General features: G+C 68.5%; 15 protein-coding genes. 7 read left to right on the top strand and 8 right to left on the bottom strand.

From position 1 onward, the window contains the following. Positions 1-40: 40 nt before the first annotated feature. The gene (nudC, locus tag ACIQCZ_RS34440; protein WP_402288522.1) at positions 41-868 is read right to left on the bottom strand and encodes an NAD(+) diphosphatase; all 828 of its coding nucleotides are present in this window, start codon (positions 866-868) and stop codon (positions 41-43) included. A gap of 205 nt (positions 869-1,073) precedes the next feature. Here nudC and ACIQCZ_RS34435 point away from each other — a divergent pair, with 205 nt between their 5' ends. Beyond that, entirely contained in the window at positions 1,074-1,382 is a 309-nt protein-coding gene (locus tag ACIQCZ_RS34435) for a hypothetical protein (protein ID WP_402288519.1), read from the top strand. 15 nt (positions 1,383-1,397) lie between these two features. Here the strand turns inward: ACIQCZ_RS34435 and ACIQCZ_RS34430 are convergent, their stop codons facing one another. Beyond that, complete coding sequence (locus ACIQCZ_RS34430; RefSeq protein WP_402288516.1) at positions 1,398-2,225, bottom strand: IS5 family transposase; 828 nt, start codon at positions 2,223-2,225, stop codon at positions 1,398-1,400. Positions 2,226-2,485: 260 nt separating this feature from the next. On the opposite strand from ACIQCZ_RS34430, the gene ACIQCZ_RS34425 reads away from it, so the two are divergent. Further along, the gene (locus ACIQCZ_RS34425; RefSeq protein ID WP_402288513.1) at positions 2,486-3,055 is read left to right on the top strand and encodes a TIGR03086 family metal-binding protein; all 570 of its coding nucleotides are present in this window, start codon (positions 2,486-2,488) and stop codon (positions 3,053-3,055) included. Between the two features lie 154 nt (positions 3,056-3,209). Next, entirely contained in the window at positions 3,210-4,031 is an 822-nt protein-coding gene (locus ACIQCZ_RS34420) for a hypothetical protein (protein WP_402288511.1), read from the top strand. A 236-nt stretch (positions 4,032-4,267) separates the two neighbouring features. On the opposite strand, the gene ACIQCZ_RS34415 is transcribed toward ACIQCZ_RS34420, so the two are convergent. Next, on the bottom strand, positions 4,268-5,971 hold the full coding sequence (locus ACIQCZ_RS34415; RefSeq protein WP_402288509.1) for a TIGR04141 family sporadically distributed protein: 1,704 nt from the start codon (positions 5,969-5,971) through the stop codon (positions 4,268-4,270). A gap of 278 nt (positions 5,972-6,249) precedes the next feature. Here ACIQCZ_RS34415 and ACIQCZ_RS34410 point away from each other — a divergent pair, with 278 nt between their 5' ends. After that, the gene (locus ACIQCZ_RS34410; RefSeq protein WP_402288507.1) at positions 6,250-7,905 is read left to right on the top strand and encodes a class I SAM-dependent DNA methyltransferase; all 1,656 of its coding nucleotides are present in this window, start codon (positions 6,250-6,252) and stop codon (positions 7,903-7,905) included. A gap of 57 nt (positions 7,906-7,962) precedes the next feature. Here the strand turns inward: ACIQCZ_RS34410 and ACIQCZ_RS34405 are convergent, their stop codons facing one another. Genes ACIQCZ_RS34405 through ACIQCZ_RS34395 form a run of 3 tightly spaced genes read right to left on the bottom strand, consistent with a single transcriptional unit; the run spans position 7,963 to position 13,190 of the window. Further along, positions 7,963-10,098, bottom strand: a complete 2,136-nt coding sequence (locus ACIQCZ_RS34405; RefSeq protein WP_402288505.1) for a UvrD-helicase domain-containing protein — start codon at positions 10,096-10,098, stop codon at positions 7,963-7,965. Positions 10,099-10,110: 12 nt separating this feature from the next. Further along, the gene (locus tag ACIQCZ_RS34400; RefSeq protein ID WP_402288503.1) at positions 10,111-11,406 is read right to left on the bottom strand and encodes an McrC family protein; all 1,296 of its coding nucleotides are present in this window, start codon (positions 11,404-11,406) and stop codon (positions 10,111-10,113) included. Further along, a complete protein-coding gene (locus tag ACIQCZ_RS34395; RefSeq protein WP_402288500.1) occupies positions 11,403-13,190 on the bottom strand; it encodes an AAA family ATPase in 1,788 nt (595 codons plus the stop codon). Before ACIQCZ_RS34395 ends, ACIQCZ_RS34400 begins: the two co-directional genes overlap by 4 nt. Positions 13,191-13,328: 138 nt before the next feature. Between ACIQCZ_RS34395 and ACIQCZ_RS34390 the strand changes: the two genes are divergently transcribed. Next, positions 13,329-14,639: a hypothetical protein gene (locus ACIQCZ_RS34390; protein ID WP_402288497.1), complete on the top strand. Its 1,311-nt coding sequence runs from the start codon at positions 13,329-13,331 to the stop codon at positions 14,637-14,639. 213 nt (positions 14,640-14,852) lie between these two features. Here ACIQCZ_RS34390 and ACIQCZ_RS34385 read toward each other — a convergent pair whose 3' ends face one another. Both ACIQCZ_RS34385 and ACIQCZ_RS34380 read right to left on the bottom strand, forming a co-directional pair. Beyond that, a complete protein-coding gene (locus tag ACIQCZ_RS34385; RefSeq protein ID WP_402288495.1) occupies positions 14,853-16,964 on the bottom strand; it encodes a reverse transcriptase domain-containing protein in 2,112 nt (703 codons plus the stop codon). 396 nt (positions 16,965-17,360) lie between these two features. Next, a complete protein-coding gene (locus ACIQCZ_RS34380; protein WP_402288492.1) occupies positions 17,361-17,801 on the bottom strand; it encodes an ATP-binding protein in 441 nt (146 codons plus the stop codon). A 173-nt stretch (positions 17,802-17,974) separates the two neighbouring features. On the opposite strand from ACIQCZ_RS34380, the gene ACIQCZ_RS34375 reads away from it, so the two are divergent. Both ACIQCZ_RS34375 and ACIQCZ_RS34370 read left to right on the top strand, forming a co-directional pair. Then, a complete protein-coding gene (locus ACIQCZ_RS34375) occupies positions 17,975-18,856 on the top strand; it encodes a Scr1 family TA system antitoxin-like transcriptional regulator (protein WP_402288491.1) in 882 nt (293 codons plus the stop codon). Next, the gene (locus ACIQCZ_RS34370) at positions 18,853-19,053 is read left to right on the top strand and encodes a DUF397 domain-containing protein (RefSeq protein WP_402288488.1); all 201 of its coding nucleotides are present in this window, start codon (positions 18,853-18,855) and stop codon (positions 19,051-19,053) included. The genes ACIQCZ_RS34375 and ACIQCZ_RS34370 overlap by 4 nt, the downstream gene beginning before the upstream one ends. The last annotated feature ends 156 nt before the right edge of the window (positions 19,054-19,209 follow it).

Here is a 19,209-nt window from a genome sequence, read left to right as displayed (position 1 = left end):
TGTTTTGGTCACATTCCCCCCAACAGTGTGGCAAGCTGACTCACTCCACGTCGGCCAGCCACTGGTCGATGAGCACCTTGCCGATCGAGTCGACCCGGTAGGGCCCGCCGACAGCGGAGTCCGTAATTCGCGACCGAAGTTCGGCCGCCGTGAACCAACGTGCCTCCACCACCTCCACGTTGTCCACGTCGATCCGGTCGGAAACGGCCTCGGCGCGGAACCCGATCATCATCCCGGATGGGAACGGCCACGACTGGGATCCCTGATAGGTGATCGTCCCCACCGCGACACCGGCCTCTTCGGCGACCTCGCGGCGCACCGTGTCCTCGAGGCTCTCCCCGATCTCGGCGAACCCAGCCAGCGTGCTGAAGCGGTCCGGACCGGATCCCGCGTGCCGGCCGAGCAGGCAGCGCCGAGGCGTGCCGGGTAGTTCGACCAGCACAATCACGGCCGGTTCGATCCGCGGGAAGAGCAGCTTTCCGCAGTCCTGACAGGTCCGCAGGTGGCCACCGTTGCTGGGGACGGCCGGACCGCCGCACGCGCCGCAGAACCGCTGATTTCGGTTCCAGTGCAGGATTCCACGGGCATACGCGAGCAGGCCCGCCTCGTCCGGCGTGATGGTGGGAACCATGGCTCGCACCTCCAGCACCGTGTCCGCGGTGGCCAGTTCGACGGCGTTGGACCGGTCGACGCGGGACACGTCGGCCGCGAACACCGCGGCCTCTCCGTCCAGGCCGAGCAACACCTGGTCGTCGGCGGCGTCGAGGATGCCCCGCGCCTCGGCCAGCGGCAGCCGGATGGGCCTGTCGTCGCGGACCAGACAGTGGTCCCGCCACAAGGGAATCACCTGGGTACTGGGGCTCGTCAACAGCCCGGCGACCCACTCCGAGTCGGTACGCCGGCCGCCAACCCGGTCGAGCCCCAAGCCGCTGTAATACAAGGTTCCCCCTAGCCCGTCCTGTCCTGCGCAGATTCCACGATAGTAGGCGTCCACCAACTGGGGTATCGAGCTCGGTCTCGACGACGAGGCCGGCGCTGGTCAGACGCTTGAGCTTGTTGCGCATGCCGGAGATGTGCGTGGGCTCGGTGCCGGTGGCCAGGGTGCGGCACGGGTCGCGGCAGCGTTGCGGGGCTGCGGCGTCGATGAGCGCGGTGAGGATGTGCTGGTAGATCGGGTTGTCGGGCAGGCCCGGCATCCGGTCGCCGGTGGGCTCGTCGTCGCCGAGGGACAGGATGACTTTGCGGGCGACCGCCAGGTCGGCGCGTTCCGCGTCGAGTTCGGCCAGGCGGGCGGTGAGCTGGCTGACCTCGGCGGACAGCTGCTCGGTGATGTCGCCGATCGCCTGTTCCCGGTCGGAGATCCTCTCCAGTGCGGTGCGTGACATCGGCGGGTCCTCCTACGCTCCGCGCCAGGTCGGCGTCGACTCCTTGGTCAGCCTGCGGGACATGTTCGTCGTTATCGCCCAGTACACGCGGGACTCGGCGTTGGCCGGCAGTGCCTCGTAGTCGCGGACCAGGCGACGGTGCAACATCAGGATGCCGTTGACCTGCTCGGATACCCAGCGTTTAGCCTGCGGGACGAACCCGACGTCGTCGGGGCTGCGTTTGACGATCTCCACCTTGATGCCCAGGTCGGCGCCGTGATCGACCACGCTGGACTTGAAGCCCTGGTCGACCAGGGCGGTCTGCACGGTCCCGGCCTGCGCGACCTTGTCCAGCAGCTGCTTGCCGATGGCGTTGTCGTGGACGCAGGCCGCCACCACGACGACCGCGATGATCAGCCCTATGACATCCACGGCCAGGCCACGCTTCCGACCTGAAACCTTCTTATTCGCATCCTTGCCTGTCGTGGCGGCCGGGACGTGCACCGCCGCGTGGTTGCTCTGGGTGTCCATCGACACCAGCGACGGATCCTCGGCGCGGCCCGCCGCGGCCCGGACCTGGGCACGCAGGATGTCATGGATCGCCTGGTCGGTGCCGTCCTTGCGCCAGGTCTGGAAGTAGTAGTACGTCGCAGAGCTCGGCGGCAGGTCGTGAGGCAGATAGGCCCACTGACACCCGGTCCGGTTCTGGTAGAAGATCGCGTTCACGATCTCCCGGTACTCGTAGCTGCCGGAATGCCCCGAGCTCGACGGATGCGCGGCCTTCCAGGCCAGCAGGATCGGCTCGATCAGCGACCACTGCGCGTCGGACACGTCACTCGGATACGCCTTGCGCTCACTCACCGCGCCAGCGCACCACCGAGGACGCCTCAACCGCCACCGGTTCCCGAAGACCCCACACGAACGTGCAACGACGAAACGGACATAGCCTCACTCAACGCCCTCTGAGACCTTTCGTGGCCGGCCGCCAAGGCCTTTCGTTCGGAGCAGGCCTGATCACCGCTCCTGGTCAAGGATCTTCCGGCCGACGGAACCACGACGACGAGGCCGTGGTGTCGCGTTTCTTCAAGACCGCATCCCTGAGCGGCGTCCAGACTCCGTCCATGAGTGAAGTCGACCTTCTTTCGGGTGTGCTGTCCAGGACCGGAGACATCATCGAGGGAGTCGGGGCGGACCAGCTGAGCCTTCCGACGCCGTGCGACGACTACGACGTCGAGGCGCTGATCCAACACATCGTCGGATGGCTGCTCGTGTTCGAGGCCGGCGCCCAGGGCCGGTCCCACGACGCCGACGCGGCGAACCACCGATGCGGCGCCGACCCCGCCCGCGAGTTCCGTACCGCAGCGGCCGGTGTCGTCGCCGGATGGGAGACGTACGGCTTCGACCGCCGGGTCACGGCCTTGGGCGGCAGCATGCCGGGCGAAACCGTGTTCAACATGACCGTCATGGAGTACCTGACCCACGGCTGGGACCTGGCGGTCGCCACCGGGCAGCCGATCCCCTACACCGATCAGGAAGCGGCAGAAGTCCTGGCCCGCGCGGAGGCCACACTGCAGCCGCAGTACCGGGGCGAGAACATGCCGTTCGGCCCGGCCCATCCCGTCGGCGAGGACGCCTCGGCCGTCGACCGGCTCGTGGCATTCCTCGGACGCCGGCCGTTCCCGGCGCCGTAGCCACTGCCCCGCCGGGACGTGCCGGTGACACCGCGCGCCGAAGCGGCACAAGCCCGCCGCCCCCGCCCCGTCCCGCTGCTCGGTGTTCCGCGACACCACCGCCCCGCCCGGTTTCTCCCACGTGTCGGTGGCACCCCGGACTAGCCTCCGCATCATGCTCCGTATCACCGACACCCGCACCGGCCACCTCGTGGAGATCCCCGCGGCACCGCGCCGCCTCCTGCGCAGCTGCGTCCATCTGCCGGCCGCCGTCGGTACCGGGATCGGCCCGGTGCACCTGCGGGTCCCGCTGATCGGTGACGTACTGGCGCGCACCGCGGAGCTGAACGGTCTGCAGGTCGTCACGGTCCTCACCACACCGGAACTGACGCATGATCAGAAACTGGCGCTCGAACGTGTGATGACGGTGCTCGGCATCCATCCGCCGGTGGTCGTCGGAGCCCATCGTCCCGACGCGGCACTCGGCGGCCCCGCCGACGTGCACGTGGCAGCCCGGGGCGCAGACACCGGCGACGCCACGGGCGGGGTCCGGATGGAGGTGGGGGAGGTCGGCACGGCCCTCCCGGAGGAGGGCGCCCCCGACCCCGGCCACCTCCTCGCCCCGGACCTCCCGGACGCGTCCGCGCCGGAGGCCGCCGATCCACTGGCGGTACGTCTGCTGTTGCTCGGCCGCCCCTACGACGCCCCGCTGACGGTCACCGGCGAAGCGCTGGCCGACGCCCGGCAGACCCTGCGACGGTGGCGCCGACAGGTGGCGGACTGGGCACAGGAGCCGTCCAGGCCGATCCCCGCCGAACTGCTGCGGGAGTCGCACGCGGCGCTCGCCGACGACCTCGGTGTCGCCGCCGTCCTGGATCTGCTGGCCGATGTGGCGGAACGGTCCGAGGTGCCGGCCGGCGCCAGGTTCGAGACCTTCGCCCATCTCGACCGCGTCCTCGGCCTGGACCTCGCCCGCGACGTCGGCCACCAGCGTTGACCGGAACACCCCACACCGCGGTGAACGGACGCGACTCCCGCCCGCGTGTGCGCGCTGCCCGGCAACGGGGACGGCGTGCAGAAGCCCTACCCGGGTGAGGATCAGCCGGGGAGGCCGACCGGGCTTGCGGGCCAGCAGGTTGGCCGCGGCCTCGAGGACGACTGAGGGCGGCGAACGTGCCGCCGGTCTCTCCGGACGCCACGGCTGTCATCTCGACGAACCGACGCCTGGGACGCTCAGCAGGGGATCCCCGCACCGATCCCCACATGACACGAAGACAGGGGAAGCGCGTCAGCGTCGCGTTCCGGGATTCCGATGACCTCGACAGCCACCCCTCGTGCTGCCAGGGCCTTCGCGGTCTGGGCCAGAGTGATCTGGGAGAAGCCGAAGACGGACTCCGGGGTCAGACTCTCGCGGTTCTTGAGCAGCATGGCAAGGACGATCCGCCTGGGCGTGAAATCGTCGGGAAGCGCGTACGTGCCTCCGCTGAGCCGGGTGACCTTCGCAGTGAAGTCCGCTCGGACCCGGGCGGACTCCTGGAGGAGTTCCACCGCCACCCTGGCCTGGCTGAACAGGTGGCTCAGCGGACCGGAACCGCCAGCGCGTTTGACGAGGACCAGGGTGCCGTCGGGCATGAGCAGGTCGCAGATCTCGACCTGATCCCTGGGCCGGAGGGGATTGGTGACGTTCTTGGTGTCGAGACAGAGCCAGCCCGGCCGCTCATCGGCCACCCTGTTGTTGTACGCGTTCTCGGACTCACCGTCGAGCCAGGCGGGCAGCGAGACGGAGGGAGTGGGAGGGAACAGGGCCGCCACCGTGGCCCGGCTCTCCGCCACATATACGGCCCCGCCTTCGTACCACTCGCCCTCCAGGAGGAAGAACCGCCTGGAGCCCAGCGAGGAGCCGACCTCCAGCCAGGCCAGTGCGCTGGTGATGGCGAGTGTGTCGACGGTGGCTGCCCGGCGGTCCCTGGCAAGGGTCACCGTCCCCTCGCGCAGCACCTTGAGGCGTCGTCCGGGCGGCGCGAGCCGGGCCCGCATGAGTACGTAGCCGAGGTCGAAGTCGTCGGAGCGCCGGGCGTCGGTGCTGTTGATCCGGGTCATGTACGCGGTGGCCTCCGTGTACGCCGCATGGTGATCGGAGGGGACGATGGAGGAGATCCGTCCGTCGGCGGGCCGGCCGAGACGGTCGTCCAGCTCCCGCTCAAGGGCGTCGAGGACCGTCGGATCTGTGACCGGGACGATGTGGTCGACGAACTCCAGTTCCTGGTGCGGGATGTCCTCGCGGCAGATCCTGGCGATGGTCCGTAAGTCGGAGAGCAGAGCCTCCGGTTCGATCCCCAGCGCGATCCTCAGTCCGCATCCGCCCTGGGCGCTGACCGCCCTTCCACGCGTGTACCGCGAGCGGGTGAGCGGCAGGTCGTCGAGGTATCCGCCCAGGCTGCGAACGACACGCGAGTGGTCACGGATGCCGAGCATCGGGACCGGGGCACCACTCGGAACCAGGGAGATGTCGGTGCGTGCCTGTCCGAGGGACCTTGAGACCGCCCCGCGGATCATGTTCGGATCCATCTGCCGGATGGCGAAGGAGAGGCCGAAGCGCTTGTCCTTGAGGTGGTCGGGGATCAGCCGGTACCCCTGGTCGCAGCCTATGGCGTACACCGTGCCATCGACAGCGAGCAGAAGGACGGCGGCGGTGCGGCGGACGCTCTCGGTAACCGTGACACCGGTGGTGCGTGCCATGGGGTCGCACCACGGGGCCTCGGTGAGTTCCATTCCGCAGGTGATGTACACGGCCGGAACTCCGAGTGCTTCGGGGAAGTGCAGATTGGCGCCGAGCCTGTCCAGAAGCTCCGGGTCAAGGACGTCCAACATGACCTCAGGGGTGGGTGCGACACCAGTCAGCCGGTAGACGGTGCGTACCGCGGTGTTCGATGCCAAGGCGAGCCTCCGGGGAACAGCGAGGGAGAAGTCTGGAGCGAGGGCGGGATGCACCGGAGTGCTTCGCCTCGTGGCCGGACGGGACGAGGGCAGGTGCAGCAGGCAGGTTCAGGTAGTCCCACGTCGCGGGACACGACACGACGAGAGCGGCTGCGCCGAGGGCGCCCCACACCTGCCAGAACGGATCAGGTACACGGAAGATATTGACACTGGTCTGTGCGCACTGTCAACAGAGTTCATTCTAGATAGGGTCGTGATGATCCGTGTACGCTGGACGCATGACGGATAACGCGGCTTCACCGGCCGGCCCCCTTGTCACTGGCGCCGAGATCGCTCGGCTGGCCGGCGTCACCCGGGCTGCTGTCTCCAACTGGCGTCGGCGCTATGACGACTTCCCGGCGCCGGCGGGAGGTGCCGCGAACAGTCCGCTCTTCGCGCTCGCCGAGGTTCAGGGTTGGCTGGACAAGCAGCGCAAGGGTCAGGAAATGTCACCTGAGGTCGAGTTGTGGCAGGCCCTGCGAGCCGCTTACGGGGAGCAGATGGTTGCGGGCCTGGCCGAGGTGGCGGCGGCGCTGGCCGGAAAGCCTGCGCCGGAGCTGCCGGACGACATCGCTCCTCGAGTACGGAAGCTCGCTCGTACTGCAACACCCGCCGACCTCGTGCACGGGCTGACCGAACGGTTCATGGACTCCGCTCGGCGGGCGGGATCGGATCAGGTGACTCCCGAGCGCGTGGTGCGTGCCGTGTGCCACTTCGCTCCCGAACTTCCTTCAGGGGCCACGGTCTTCGACCCCGCCTGTGGGATCGGGGTGCTGCTCCTGTCCGTCGCCTCCCAGCCGGGCATGCGTTGTCGCGGTCAGGAGGTGGACGCCGACAGCGCCCGTTTCGCACAGCTCCGTGCCGACCTCCTGGGGCGATCAGGAGTCCGCATCGTGGCGGGGGATTCCCTGCGCGCGGACGAATGGGCGGATCTCAAGGCGGACCTCGTCGTCTGCGACCCGCCGGCCGGTGTGACCGAGTGGGGGCGGGAGGAGCTGCTGCTCGACTCGCGCTGGGAGCTCGGTACCCCGTCAAAGGCCGAGGGCGAGCTTGCCTGGCTCCAGCACGCGTATGCGCACGCCGAGCCCGGCGGCCAGGTCCTCATGGTCATGCCTGCCTCGGTCGCCTACCGCAAGGCGGGCCGCCGTATCCGGGCAGAACTCGTACGCCGGGGCATCCTGCGTCAAGTGGTCGCCCTGCCGCCGGGGACGGCGACATCTCACTCCCTGCCCGTCCACCTGTGGTGTCTGCAGCGCCCGGAGAACCCAGGGAGCGCGGACGCGAACCGTACCGTGCGCATGGTCGACCTGACCGGCAACAGCCCCGACGACGGTCTGGACCCACGCTCCGACCAGGTCGCCGACGTGCCGCTGATCAAACTCCTCGACGACACCGTCGATCTGACCCCCGGCAGTCACCTCCGCTCCCGGCACCGCGACTATCGCGGTGAGTACACGGCCCTGCGCCAGGAGATGGAGGACCGGATCCGCCGACTCGCCGCCCTTCTGCCCGAGCTGACGGCCGGGGGCGGACCGGGCTCACTGGACGGCGCGACGACCAGCGTCGCGGATCTCGCCCGCGCCGGACTCGTCGCGTACGAGGACTCGGAGCCGGTCTCGGCCAGCGAGCAACTCGACACCGACTATCTCCAGGGTTTCCTGCGGAGCTCCGTCAACACCCGGCGGTCCACGAGCGCCAGCGGGACCTACCGCCTCGACACCCGGGGGTCACGCATCCCCCGCATGGGCATCGACGAGCAGCGTCGCTACGGATCCGCCTTCCGGGCCCTGTCCGAGTTCGAGGAGGGCATGCGCAGGATCGACGAGCTGAGCAGGCAGCTTGCCGAAGTCGCCCGTGACGGCCTTGCCACGGGCGCCCTGACACCGGAGGAATGAGTTCGGTGCGGGAAACCCCGCCGAGGGGTAGCCCGCACCGGTCCGCGCCCGGGCCGGTCAGGCCGGGCGCGGCAGGAACGGGCTAGGGGTTCCGCTCCATGTCACGCTCAGTGACTCGCGCGCACGAGTACAGGCGACGAAGAGCAGGCAGCGTTCCCGGAGCAGGTCGGCGTCGTGCTGGAGAGGGTCCGCCTCACGTGGGGTGACCTCGCGGGCGAACGGTACGGCGCCTTCATTGACGCCGAGGACGGACACCGCGCGGAACTCCAGCCCCTTCATCGCGTGCATGGTCGCCAGCCGTACGCCCGGCGACCCCGGTGCGGACTGCTTCTTGACCCGCAGAACCGGGATACCGGAGGCCTTGAGCTTGTCCTCGGCCGCGTCCAGGGCGAGATTGAAGCGTGCGCACACACCGATCTCGTGCGGCGCAAGACCATCGGCGAGCAGCGCCTGAACGCGCTCCACCAGGGCATCGGTCTCCTCCTGCCGGGTTCCGTACCCCTGGATGTGGGGGCGGCGTCCATGGAGCAGGGAACGGTAGCCGGCCAACGAGTCCGTTCCCTCGCCCTCCAGCGCGTCGACGGTGACAGGCGCGAGGAGCCGCGCCGACCAGGTGAGAATCTCCTCGGTGGACCGGTAGTTGACGCGCAGCCGGAAGCTGCGGCCGGCTGTGGCAATACCAAGAGAGCCGAGCGACACCCGGGAGTCGTAGATCCGCTGGTGCGGGTCGCCGGTGATGAACAGGTCATCAGGCCCGGGAGCCACGGCGGCACGCAGCACACGCCACTGCGCGGGGTGCAGGTCCTGTGCCTCGTCGACGACGACATGAGCGTATGGAGCCGGCTCGCCGATCAGGAATTCCGCCGCTCGGATGCAGACCCGCAGGTGTGTGGTCTCGCCCCGTTCACGGAGGAACTGCTCGAACCGTTCGACGCCGCTCCACACTTCTCGGCGGCGCGCGGGACCCATGCCGGTGCCGCGGCCGCGGCGGCTCGCGGCGAGGTAGGAGTCGAGATCGCGTAGGTCCTGACCGAGTACGACATGCCGGTACTCCTGGGCCAGGAACTGGGCGGTGAACGGCAGATCAAGCTGTTTGACGGTCTTCTCCCACAACTGCCGCTGCTCTCTGTCCCCGATCGGCTGCGGCATCGCCCCGGACTTCGCGCGCACGACTCCGTTGGCGTAGGCGTCGACAGTCGTCACATCGACCCGGGCCAACAGCCCCTCGTCCTCGTCGAGGAGAAGGCCGAGCATCTCGCGCAGCCCGGCGGCGAGCGCGTTCGTGTACGTGGTCAGCAGGACCCGGCCGTCCTCGCTGCGCCCCAGCAGATGCTTGACCCGGTGCAGGGCGGCGACCGTCTTGCCCGTGCCCGGCCCGCCCGTGACCTGGACCGGACCCCCGTACGAGGTGCGGTAGGCGGCGCGTCGCTGGGAGGGGTGGAGAAAGACCCGCCAGGCTGCGAACGGCTTCTGCAACACCTCCTCCAGCTCCTGGGGCCCGGTGACCAGCCGGATGCGCGTCGCGGTGTTGGCGATCACCGTGGCGAGGTCCTCGACCGGCTCGGCGGGTGCGTCGGCGGGCCGGCGGACGGCGACGACGTCGCGGTAGACGTCTTCCGGGCTGAAGTCCTCGGCAAGGTACTGCAGCACCTCCAGCTGGTCCTCCGGCAGAAGCGTGGAGAACGCTTCCAGCTGGGCCTTGTCGACCATGGAACGCGCGGCGCGCAGCACCTGGTCGTCGAGGCCGAGTTCGCGCAGAGCGCCGTCGGAAACCTCTGCGAACAGCAGCCTGGGGGCGTCCGCCGCAGCCGTCTCGTACAGCGGCGTCAGCTCGTCCAGGGCGACGGCGTCGCGCACTTCCAGGGCCCTGGTCGCCGTGTTCGCGCTGTACAGACGCTTCGCGGCCCACGTATAGGCGTCGTCGTGCGGCAGGACGTTGACCAGCAGGAACACATCACTGCCGTCGTCGGGCGCGAGAACGACGCCCCGCCAGAAGTCGGTGATGCGGATGGTTCGCATCCTCGGGTCACGGGCGTTGTTCACCGACTCCAGATGCAGGCCCTTGTCCGCGTTGAGTTCGGCGGCGGTGAGGGCATGGAATTTGCCCATGGCCTTGCGTACACCGGCTCGCACCGGCTTCTCCAGCATGTCGTAGCCGTCCCAGAAGCTCTGGGCGAAGGCAAGCCGGGGCATGATGTCCCTTTCCTACAGCGTGACGGTGTCCGAGGATTGAGGAAGTGGTGCTGCCGAGGCCGAGGCCAGCTTTCCGGCAAGCTCCCGGATCCTCGACAGGAGTTGTTCCGGCGTACGGGAGAGGTCGAGGGTGTGCTGGTACAGACGCACTCCTCGACGCTCCGGTCCGGCAGCCGTTCCGTGCACCTCGTGGAAGCGCTCGGGTTGCCGTCCGGCCGCGTACACGAGGTGAGCCTCACGCAGACCGAGCACCGTGGCGTACGCGAGCGCCTGGTACAGGTCGGCGTTGAGGAGCCCGTCGGCCTTCTCGATCTTGTACTTGGCGTCGACCACGGCGACCGGAGTGCGACCGTCCCCGGTGCGGACGACGAGGTCGGGACGCATCCGCACCAGACCGGCGGTGTCGAGGTGGTGGGGGTCCTGGAGCCGCGCGGTCAGGCCGTGCTCACGAAGAGCCTCGCGCAGCGCGACCGTGACGAAGTCCTCGAACAGCTTGTTCATGTCGAACAGGAAGCCGTCCACGGCAAGAGGTTCGGCCTGGGCCGGCCGGTGCTCCGGCGAGGCACCGCGCAGGACGGCCTCGGCGAGTCGCAGCGCGGGCTGATAGCGGGAGTTGAGACGCGACGGCTGCCAGCGCGGCAGTTCCTGCCCTCGTATCAGAGGCTGGGCATCGGCGAGACGCAGGCGCTGATGAGTGAGGCGCCGACGAACCGGCCCGGGAACTCCGGGCAGCCGCAACAGCCGCTCGACGGCGGCGCGCAGTATCCGGTTCTCGGCGGTGTCGGCCGTGAACGCGTCGTACACGATCTCCACGGGCGGCGTCCGGCCGAAGTGCCGCCTGATCTGCTCGGCCTCGCGCAGCCGCCCGCGCACGACCAGCGCAGACTCCTCGACCTCGCGGTAGCCCTGGAGAACCCCCTTTCGCAGAGCCGCGTCGACCTGTCGTTCCACGGCGTGCGCGAGCGCGGGGACGATGTCGTCGTGAGCGCCGGTATCGACGGTGCCCTCCCGGCTGTCGCGCCAGGCACGCGCCGGGTCGAGGCTGAAGCCGAGGAGGAAGAACAGCCGGCTCACAGGGGTCTTGGGCATGATCCGGACGACAGGACCGCCGGGAGTGCGCACGGCGCCGACCCGGCTGCCAGCCCGCAGCAGCCAGTGCCCCTCCCGGCGGGGATCCGGGGTCGCGCTCTGCAGGATCCCGGAGGTCATGAGGGCGCGGCCAGCCTCGGCGGCGAGCGGGACGGAGAGCGCGGGCCCGTACTCGCGCAACGTCACATCCGGCACGGACGCGGACGCGGACGCGGTCACGGGTGCTGCTCGCGCAGCGAGTCCAGGCCGTAGCGGGCGGCGACGTCGAGCCCCTCGCCGTAGTGGTGTTCCTCCAGCAGCGGGAGGATCTTCGTGCGCCAGGTGCGGTCGAGCCCGCCCTTGCGGTACACGCCCGGTTTCATCAAGTACGAGGGCCCTATGGCGAAGTCCGGGTCGTCGATACGGGCATTGAGCGTGTCGAGAAGACGAGCGGGTTCCCCGTCCTTGCCCTCGCTCTCCAGCCACCGCGCGAGCAGTCCGGCAGTCGGCTCGGTACGGGGGGACAGCTCCACGAACGCGAAGCGACGCCGCATCGCCGCGTCCACCAAGGCGATCGAGCGGTCGGCGGTGTTCATGGTGCCGATCACGAACAGGTTGGGAGGCAGCGCGAAATCGTCCCCGGAGTAGGTGAGACGGACGGACCGCTGCCGGTACTCCAGCAGGAAGTACAGCTCACCGAAGACCTTCGCGAGATTGGCCCGGTTGATCTCGTCGATGATGAGGAAGTGCGGGACGTTGCGATTTCCCTCGCGGGAGGCGAGATCGGCGAGTTCCCGGAGTGGCCCGGCCGTCAGCCGGAAGGCGACCTCCCGGGTCTCGTCGTCCTCCACGGGCCGGAACCCCTCGAAGAAGTCCTCGTAGGCGTACGACGGGTGGAACTGCACGATCTTGACCTGCTCGGGACCGCCGCCGAAGTGCTCGGCCAGCTTCATCGCCAGATAGGTCTTGCCCGTGCCGGGCGGACCGTAGAAGACCAACTGCCGCTCGTCGATGAGCAGTTCACGTACATCATCGAGCCATTCCTTCTCGTGGACGAGGAGGTCGGCGGCGAGCGCGTCGGTGATGTCCGGCAGGAAGTCGGACGCGGCGGGGTCGGTGGGTGCGACAGGACCGGCCGGTGCGGCGAGCCCGTCCAGTGCCTCCAGGACACCGGTCAGGTCGACTACGTCATGCTGCACGGACAGCTTCTGCTGCACCTCCTCCGGCAGTTCCTCGTAGGGGTGGCTACCGGGCTGCCAGGAGACGGACCGCCGCAGATTGGACAGGCCGCCGGGGGACGCGGTCTGCGCGGCCTCCCCGGTGATCCGGCCGAGGTGAAGCCGGCCGTCGCCTATGGTGACCACCGTGTCGCCGACGCGCATCTGCGTCAGGAATCCGTGCAACTCGTCGACGAGACCGCGCTTCTGGTTGTACGAGGCCGCTCCTTCGTACCCGCCCTCGACGAAGCGGCGAAGCGCGCTCTTGGTCGGATCGGCCTCCTCCAGGGGCGGCAGATGCGCACCGGCGAGCGAGACGAACCCCTCCTTCAGCCACAACTGCCGCACCAGGTTGTGCCCCGAGACGTTGTTGCCGCGCACCAGCCACGCCTTGCGCGGAGCGCGCCAGGCGGTGGACAGGTAGTCGGCGAGCGGGTGGCCCTCGGCGGTCCGCCAGGACTCCGGCCCGGAAGCGTCGTAGCCGTACACCAGCGCGGCGGCAGCGGAGGAGGAGTTGCACGGGATGTCACGCGTGGCCACCCAGCGCGGCAGCGTCCCGGACCGGTCGGGGTCCGCCAGGACGTCGACCAACGAGCCGCTCACCCGCAGCTCCGCACGGACCCGGCGTCCGTGGTTGTTGAGACTCGGCGATGCTTCCGCCGCCACGAACGATCCCTCGTGCAGGAGGAACCTGTGGGTGCCGTTCCCGCCGAACTCGGTGAGCAGATGCCCGTGCGCCTCTCCACCGTCCTGGGGGAGCTTGATGCGGAAGTCGGGCGCGCCGGGGAGACGGTCGGGCTGAGGCATGGGTGACCTTCCGTGGGGCGCGAGCCTGGGCGAACGCCGAGCAGCCTACCTGTTGACGCTGTCAATTGATTCAAATTCTTCAGGTAAATGGATCATTCCAGTCAGCCGTAGGCTGCTGTGGGAAGCAAGGGGGAGACGATGATTGACTACCGCAAGGCGACCGTTCCGGTGTGGACGCTTGTGACCGGTGACGTCCGGGTGCCTGCATTGGCCGGAGACGGGCCGATGACGGCTGAGCGCCTGGGTGAACTGCGCAGCGTGCTGGCCGTCCTGGCCGACGAGCCGATCGCCACACTTGAGGTGCATCCGCTGCCCGACGAGCTCGACCGTAGCCGAGGCATCCCGCTCGATGCCGTGAGTCCCCTGGCACAGCACTTGTCGCAGCTCGTCACGCAATCAGCGCGGAGTTCCTCCACGACGGCCAGGGCGACCGCCGCCGGCGAAAACCTGTATCGCATGGTCGTTCCGGCGAAGGTCGCCGCCCAGTTCGGTCAGGGCATCGTTCGCCCTATGGCGTCGAAGGCGGTGGCCGGTGGCATCCGCGGCCCACTCGTGAACCCGATGGGCCGCATCGCTGCCGGCGCGACGTTCATGCCGGCCGGAAAGGCGGCAGCAGCAGGCGCAGCCGGTGGGGCCGGTGCAACAGCCGGCGTCGCGGCCACTGGCAGCGCGGCGCTTACCTTGGCCGCGCCGCTCGTGCTCATGGCCGTAGCGGTGGGGGTGAGTGCGCATGCCGACCACAAGCGCCAGCAGGCCATCGAGCACATCACAGAGCTGCTGGAGCAACTGCACGAAGAGAAGCTCGATGATGAGCACAGCGAACTGGACGGCTGCCGCGATGCCATCGACAAAGCCACCGCTATTCTGCTCGACCAGGGCAAGCTCGGTGTCTCGCTGGGACTGGACTCGGCGGTGCATGCCATCAACACGGCGCTGGGCGCCGCTGACCGCCGCCTTGCCCGGTGGCAGAGCGCACTCGACAAGCTGCCCGACGGCCAGGCCGTCGAGATCGGCATGCTGACCAAGCTGTTCCCCGGCGTCGACGACCAAGGCGGCAGGTTCCGCGCCCACCTCGAACTCGCTGCCCTGGCCATTGCGCTGAAGCAGCGGGTCATCGTCCTGCAAGCCGTCGAGCATGCCCAGAGCGACCCTGACAACCTGTTCGGGAGCTTCACCCGCGCACTCAAGCGTGACCACCAGCGCCTCGACGAACTGGAGTCGGGCATCGCTGGTGTCCTGCTACGCCTGTCGGCGCTGGAGCTGGCACGCCCGAACGGTTTGCGGCCCGTCTTCACGCCTGGTGAAGTCGATCGCCTGATGCGCGCGACACACCGGATTCACCAGCTGGGTGACGGCGTCATGGTCAACAGACGCACTGCAGACGTGGCGATTGAGATCGCCCGCAACAGGGATGGCTCGGTGGTCGTGTTCCCCGCGCTGCCCGCTTAGGGGGCAGGTGGGCAGCTTCCGCCCCTGCATCCCGATGATCAGGTCGCGTTGCTTGTCGCGGCTGACCGGGGCACACCGGCTGACGAGCCGCTCCTCTCCACGCTGGTCGACAACTCCGTAGCCGCCTTGCACCGGCTCTGTCGCCAGGTGCGCCTCGGCCTCGGCACAAACCGGTGCTGCGAGGACCGGTCGAGTCCAGGACTGGCACCCTGATCACTTTTTGGGCTTCTGGAGCTTGGTAGCAGGGAGGCGCTTTTTGCCCATCTCGATGATCAGGCCCGCTGCCTTGAACGTGAGGTTGAGGGCGACGCTCTCGGGAACCTGCTGGTTGAGGCCGAGGTGTCCGGTTATGTAGTCACCCATCTGGACATCTGGGTCCAGCCGCTTGAGGACCATGTAGGCGATGGACTCGGCCTCGACCTCGTTGCGGGCATGAGCTGTGACGCGTTCCTTGTCCGAGAGGGGCCGCAACTGCCGGTCTGGCCAGGTTTCCCCGGGGCCTGCGCCGAGGTGCCCGCAGAACAAGTGGCCGAGCTCGTGGGCAAGCGTGGCGTACTGGTCCAACAGAGGCAGGTTCCGGTTGACCTCGATCTCGAACAACGTCAGGTATGTCTCCGGCCGGTCCCCGGGCCTGCTGCCAGAACGCTCGACGGAAGCGCCGGACCTGTTGGGGTACGTACGCCCGTAGGAAGAGGCCCCGTCATTGACCAGGGTGAGCCGGATTCCCAGGGGTGCGAGGTTCGTCGTGGTGTGGTGCCAGACCTCGACGAGTTCCTTCTCGCCGGCTCGGGAGGACACCGACGCAGGGGCGGTGATTGCCTTGGGCAAAGGCCGAGCCCCGGGCAGGGCTTCGGTGTCCCCGACGTCGTACACGAGCATGTAGGGCCCACGCGGCTGAAAGATCAGCAGCGGCTGGGCACCGGGCTTGAGCACGCGCCGGTACTTCGACATCCACTCCGAGGAGGAAAGCACGTAGCGAGCGCCGGGCTTCTGGATGTGGACCACCATCGCGTTGAACGGGGCATACCGCTTGAAACGGCCTACGAACTCGAGCATCTGCAAGTAGTCCGAGGACGAGCGATAGCGCTGGGCGCCGCGTACGAGGTCGTCGATCGAGGCCTTGGCCAGGTCTGCCTGCGAGACCTCGACCTCCTCGTTCCAGAACAGATCGAGTCCGTGCTCCGCGATCACCGGTTCTTCGTACTCAAGGGGAATCTCGCGCAGCCGCTTCCAGTCTGCGAGTTGCTTCCCGGCCCAGCCGGGGTCGACCATGTGCGCGAACGACAGCAGCCCGGTCACGTGGGCGTCCAGCTCGGCCAGACCCTTGAACTCCTGGTGACGGCGGTGCTGCTCGATACCGAACGACGCAGCACCTCGCACATGCTTGGTGATGCGGCGCTTGTACTCGCGCGTCAGGCGAGGGGTGGGGCCGTCGACGAGGATGCCCAGCACGCTGCGGCGTGCACCGGGACGCGCCACGTAGGTCTTCTTCGTGTTGAGTTTCATGCCCAGCGGGGCCAATGCCTTCTTCACACCGACCACGAGACGGTCGACCTTCTCGTGGCGAACGAGTCGACGACTGGAGAAGTACATGTCGTCGCTGTAGCGCGTGTAGCGCAAACCCAAGGACTCTGCCAGGTGGGTGACCACAGCGTCGACGTCGCGCATGACGAGGTTCGACAGGTATCCGCTTGTAGGAGCGCCCTGTGGCAGGAACCCCTCGCGGGTGTGCTTGTAGAGCAAGTCGGGCCGGCTGACGGAGAAGGTCTGTCCGGTGGCCTCCAGGTACACGCTGCGACGCCCGGAGCCGCGGTTCGGCCAGGTCTGGTTCGGCCCGGGCGGAGACACGGTGACCAGCCGGGCGGTGGTGTACGTGCTCAGCGTGCGGCCGATACGACGCAGGCCGATCTCCCGGCGACCGTTGACGTCTTCTACAAGATCGATCCGGTACTCGCGCTCCGTCGGGTGAGCCCAGGCGTCCTTCAGCGCGGCGTGGACGTGCCGTTCCCGGATGCTCCCGAAGAAGTCGGCGATGTCCAGGCGGATCACGGTGTGGGCTCGTAGATGGATGGCGGCGCAGTCCACGACCGAGCGGCCACCTCGGTAGGCGAACGCTGCCGGGTGGGGCTGGAATCTGACTGGAAGAGTCTCCAGACGGGCCAGGATTCCCTGCTGTATCTCGGACAACCGCGGGACCGGGGCATGCAAGGTCCGCAACCCGTCGCTGTGTTTGGGGATCCGGTGCTCGGTGTACGGGAAGATCGAGCCGCTGACCACCGCCTCGAGGAACTGCGCAGGGGTGAGGTCTACGAAGTTGTCTGCCATCGTCACCGAACCGCCTCGTTCCTCACCTGTGAGACGCAGCCGGCGAGCCTCACCTTGAGTGGTTCCACCGCCCCGCCACGGGCGGGCCGCTGTATCCCTCCGCCACCCTGTGCAAGCACAGGGCCCGATCCCCAGCACCCGATGTGATCAGCACCGAGGTGCCCCGGACCGGAGGGCCCATCGCAAGGGATGGGTTCCTGAGACCCGCCGACTGCGTTGAGTCGGATCGTAGCCTCCCTGTGAGTCGAACTCACCATGCGGGGGCACCTGATGACACACCGAAGCACGGTGCTCCTCACAGCGTCCGGCAGCACGATGACAGCCGCAGCGTTGACCTGCTCGTGACTGTCCTGAACGTCGAGGGGGGCGGCGTGTACGGTGACGAACACCTGCTGGTCAAGGAGTCGACAGCTCGGCCCGGACGGTCTTGCCGCCGGGTGGGTGGGGGACGCAGTTCCAGTGGTCGGCGAGGGCGGCGACGAGTAGCAGGCCGCGGCCGCTGGAGTGCAGCGCCTCGGGTTCGGTGTCCGCCGGAGGGCGCTGCGGGTACACCTCCCCACGGGCGTCGGTGACTTCGACGCGAAGGCGGCCGGCCGCCGGGTCGAAGACGAGCGTGAGCCGGAAACAGCGACCGGGCACGAGGCCGTGGAGTACGGCGTTGGCGGCAAGCTCCGCGACCACGAGTTCGGCACGCTCCGTGAGGTCCTGCGGGGCGCCCCAGGTCCGCAGCTCGGTCACGGCGAGCAGCCTGGCCAGCCGGGCGCCGCGCCGCGTGGACGACAGAAGCTGCGTGAAGGTGTGCTGCGATGCGACCAGTTGGGGAGTGGATTGGTTCATGGCGCCATCGTGGCGACTGGATATGGCCGGATGCGAGCGCCGCACCCCGTACGGAGAGTCAGCGTGCGGGCACACGGAGTGGACAGTACGCGAGGTTGGCCGTCACGCTGAGTGGTGAACGCGGGCGGCGGTGAGGAGCCGCCGCGGGTGCGGTACGGAGAAAGGAGCGGCGGATGGACATCGTCGAAGGGAAGGCGGCCGGGGGCGCCGAAGCCCGGACGGCCCAGGCGGGGGAGGGGGAACGGGAACCCCATCCGTCGGACAGTCTGCGCACGTTCGGCGCGGTCGTCCAGGCCCTGCGCGAACACGCCGGGCTCAGCCGGGCCGAGCTCGGCGACCTCGTCCAGTACTCCAAACACACCGTGGAGTCCGTCGAGTTGGGCCGCCGCATGCCGGACGAGGAGTTCGTCGAGCGCGCGGGGGGGGCGCTCGGCAACACGGGTGCCCTGCGGAAAGCGGCCTGCCACCTCAGCCGCGGCGAGGTCGGCCTTGCGGCATGGTTCAGGCGTTGGGCGCGGCTGGAGCGGAAGGCGGTGAGCCTGTGCACATACGAGTGCCGGCTGGTGCCGGGGCTGTTGCAGTCGGAGGCGTATGCGCGGGCGGTGTTCGATGGCACTATCCCGCTGCGGACCGACGACGAACTGGAGGACCAGCTCACCGCGCGAATGGAACGGCAGCGGATGATGCGGGAGCGGCCCACGGTGCCGTTCAGCTTCATCGTAGAAGAGCACGTGTTCCGGCGGCGGTTCGGGGATGCGGAGGCGATGCGCGGGCTGGTGGATCACGTGTTGGAGCGGAGCGCTCCGCGCAATGTGACGCTTCAGGTGGTGCCATTGGAGGCGGGGTTGCATACGTGCCTCGACGGGCCGGTGCGACTCCTGGAGACCCCTGCGGGTCAGCGGCTCGGCTATTCGGAGGGCCAGCAGAACGGTCGGCTGATCTCGGACCGGAAAGAGGTGAGCCTGCTCTGCCAACGCTATGAAACACTGCGCTCGCAGGCCCTGAGTCCAAAGGAATCCCGGGACCTGCTGGAGCGACTGCGAGGAGAGCTATGAGTAGCGGTACGACGGAACTCGCCTGGTTCAAGTCCAGCTACAGCGGCAGCCAGGGCGACGACTGCGTGGAGATCGCAGTCGCCGAAACGGCTGTTTACGTACGGGACTCCAAGGACCTGGCCCGCCCGGCCTTCGCCGTGGGGCGCGCGGAGTGGGCGCCCTTCGTGAGGTTCGTGTCGGGCGCTTCGGAGGTGTAGCCGAGAGCGGCACGATTGATGAAGCGGTCGCCGAGGTCGGGTTCCGGCCTCGGCGCCGTCTTCTTGGGTATGGCCTTCTTGGTTGCGGCTTTCTTGGACGTGGCCTTCTTCGGAGTGGGTTTCGCAACCGCCTTCTTCTTCGCGGTGTTCTTGGCA

The organism is Streptomyces sp. NPDC093149, from assembly GCF_044754145.1.
Taxonomy (GTDB): domain Bacteria; phylum Actinomycetota; class Actinomycetes; order Streptomycetales; family Streptomycetaceae; genus Streptomyces.
Note: the sequence above shows the minus strand (reverse complement) of the source record. Positions and strands in the feature narration are given on the sequence as shown.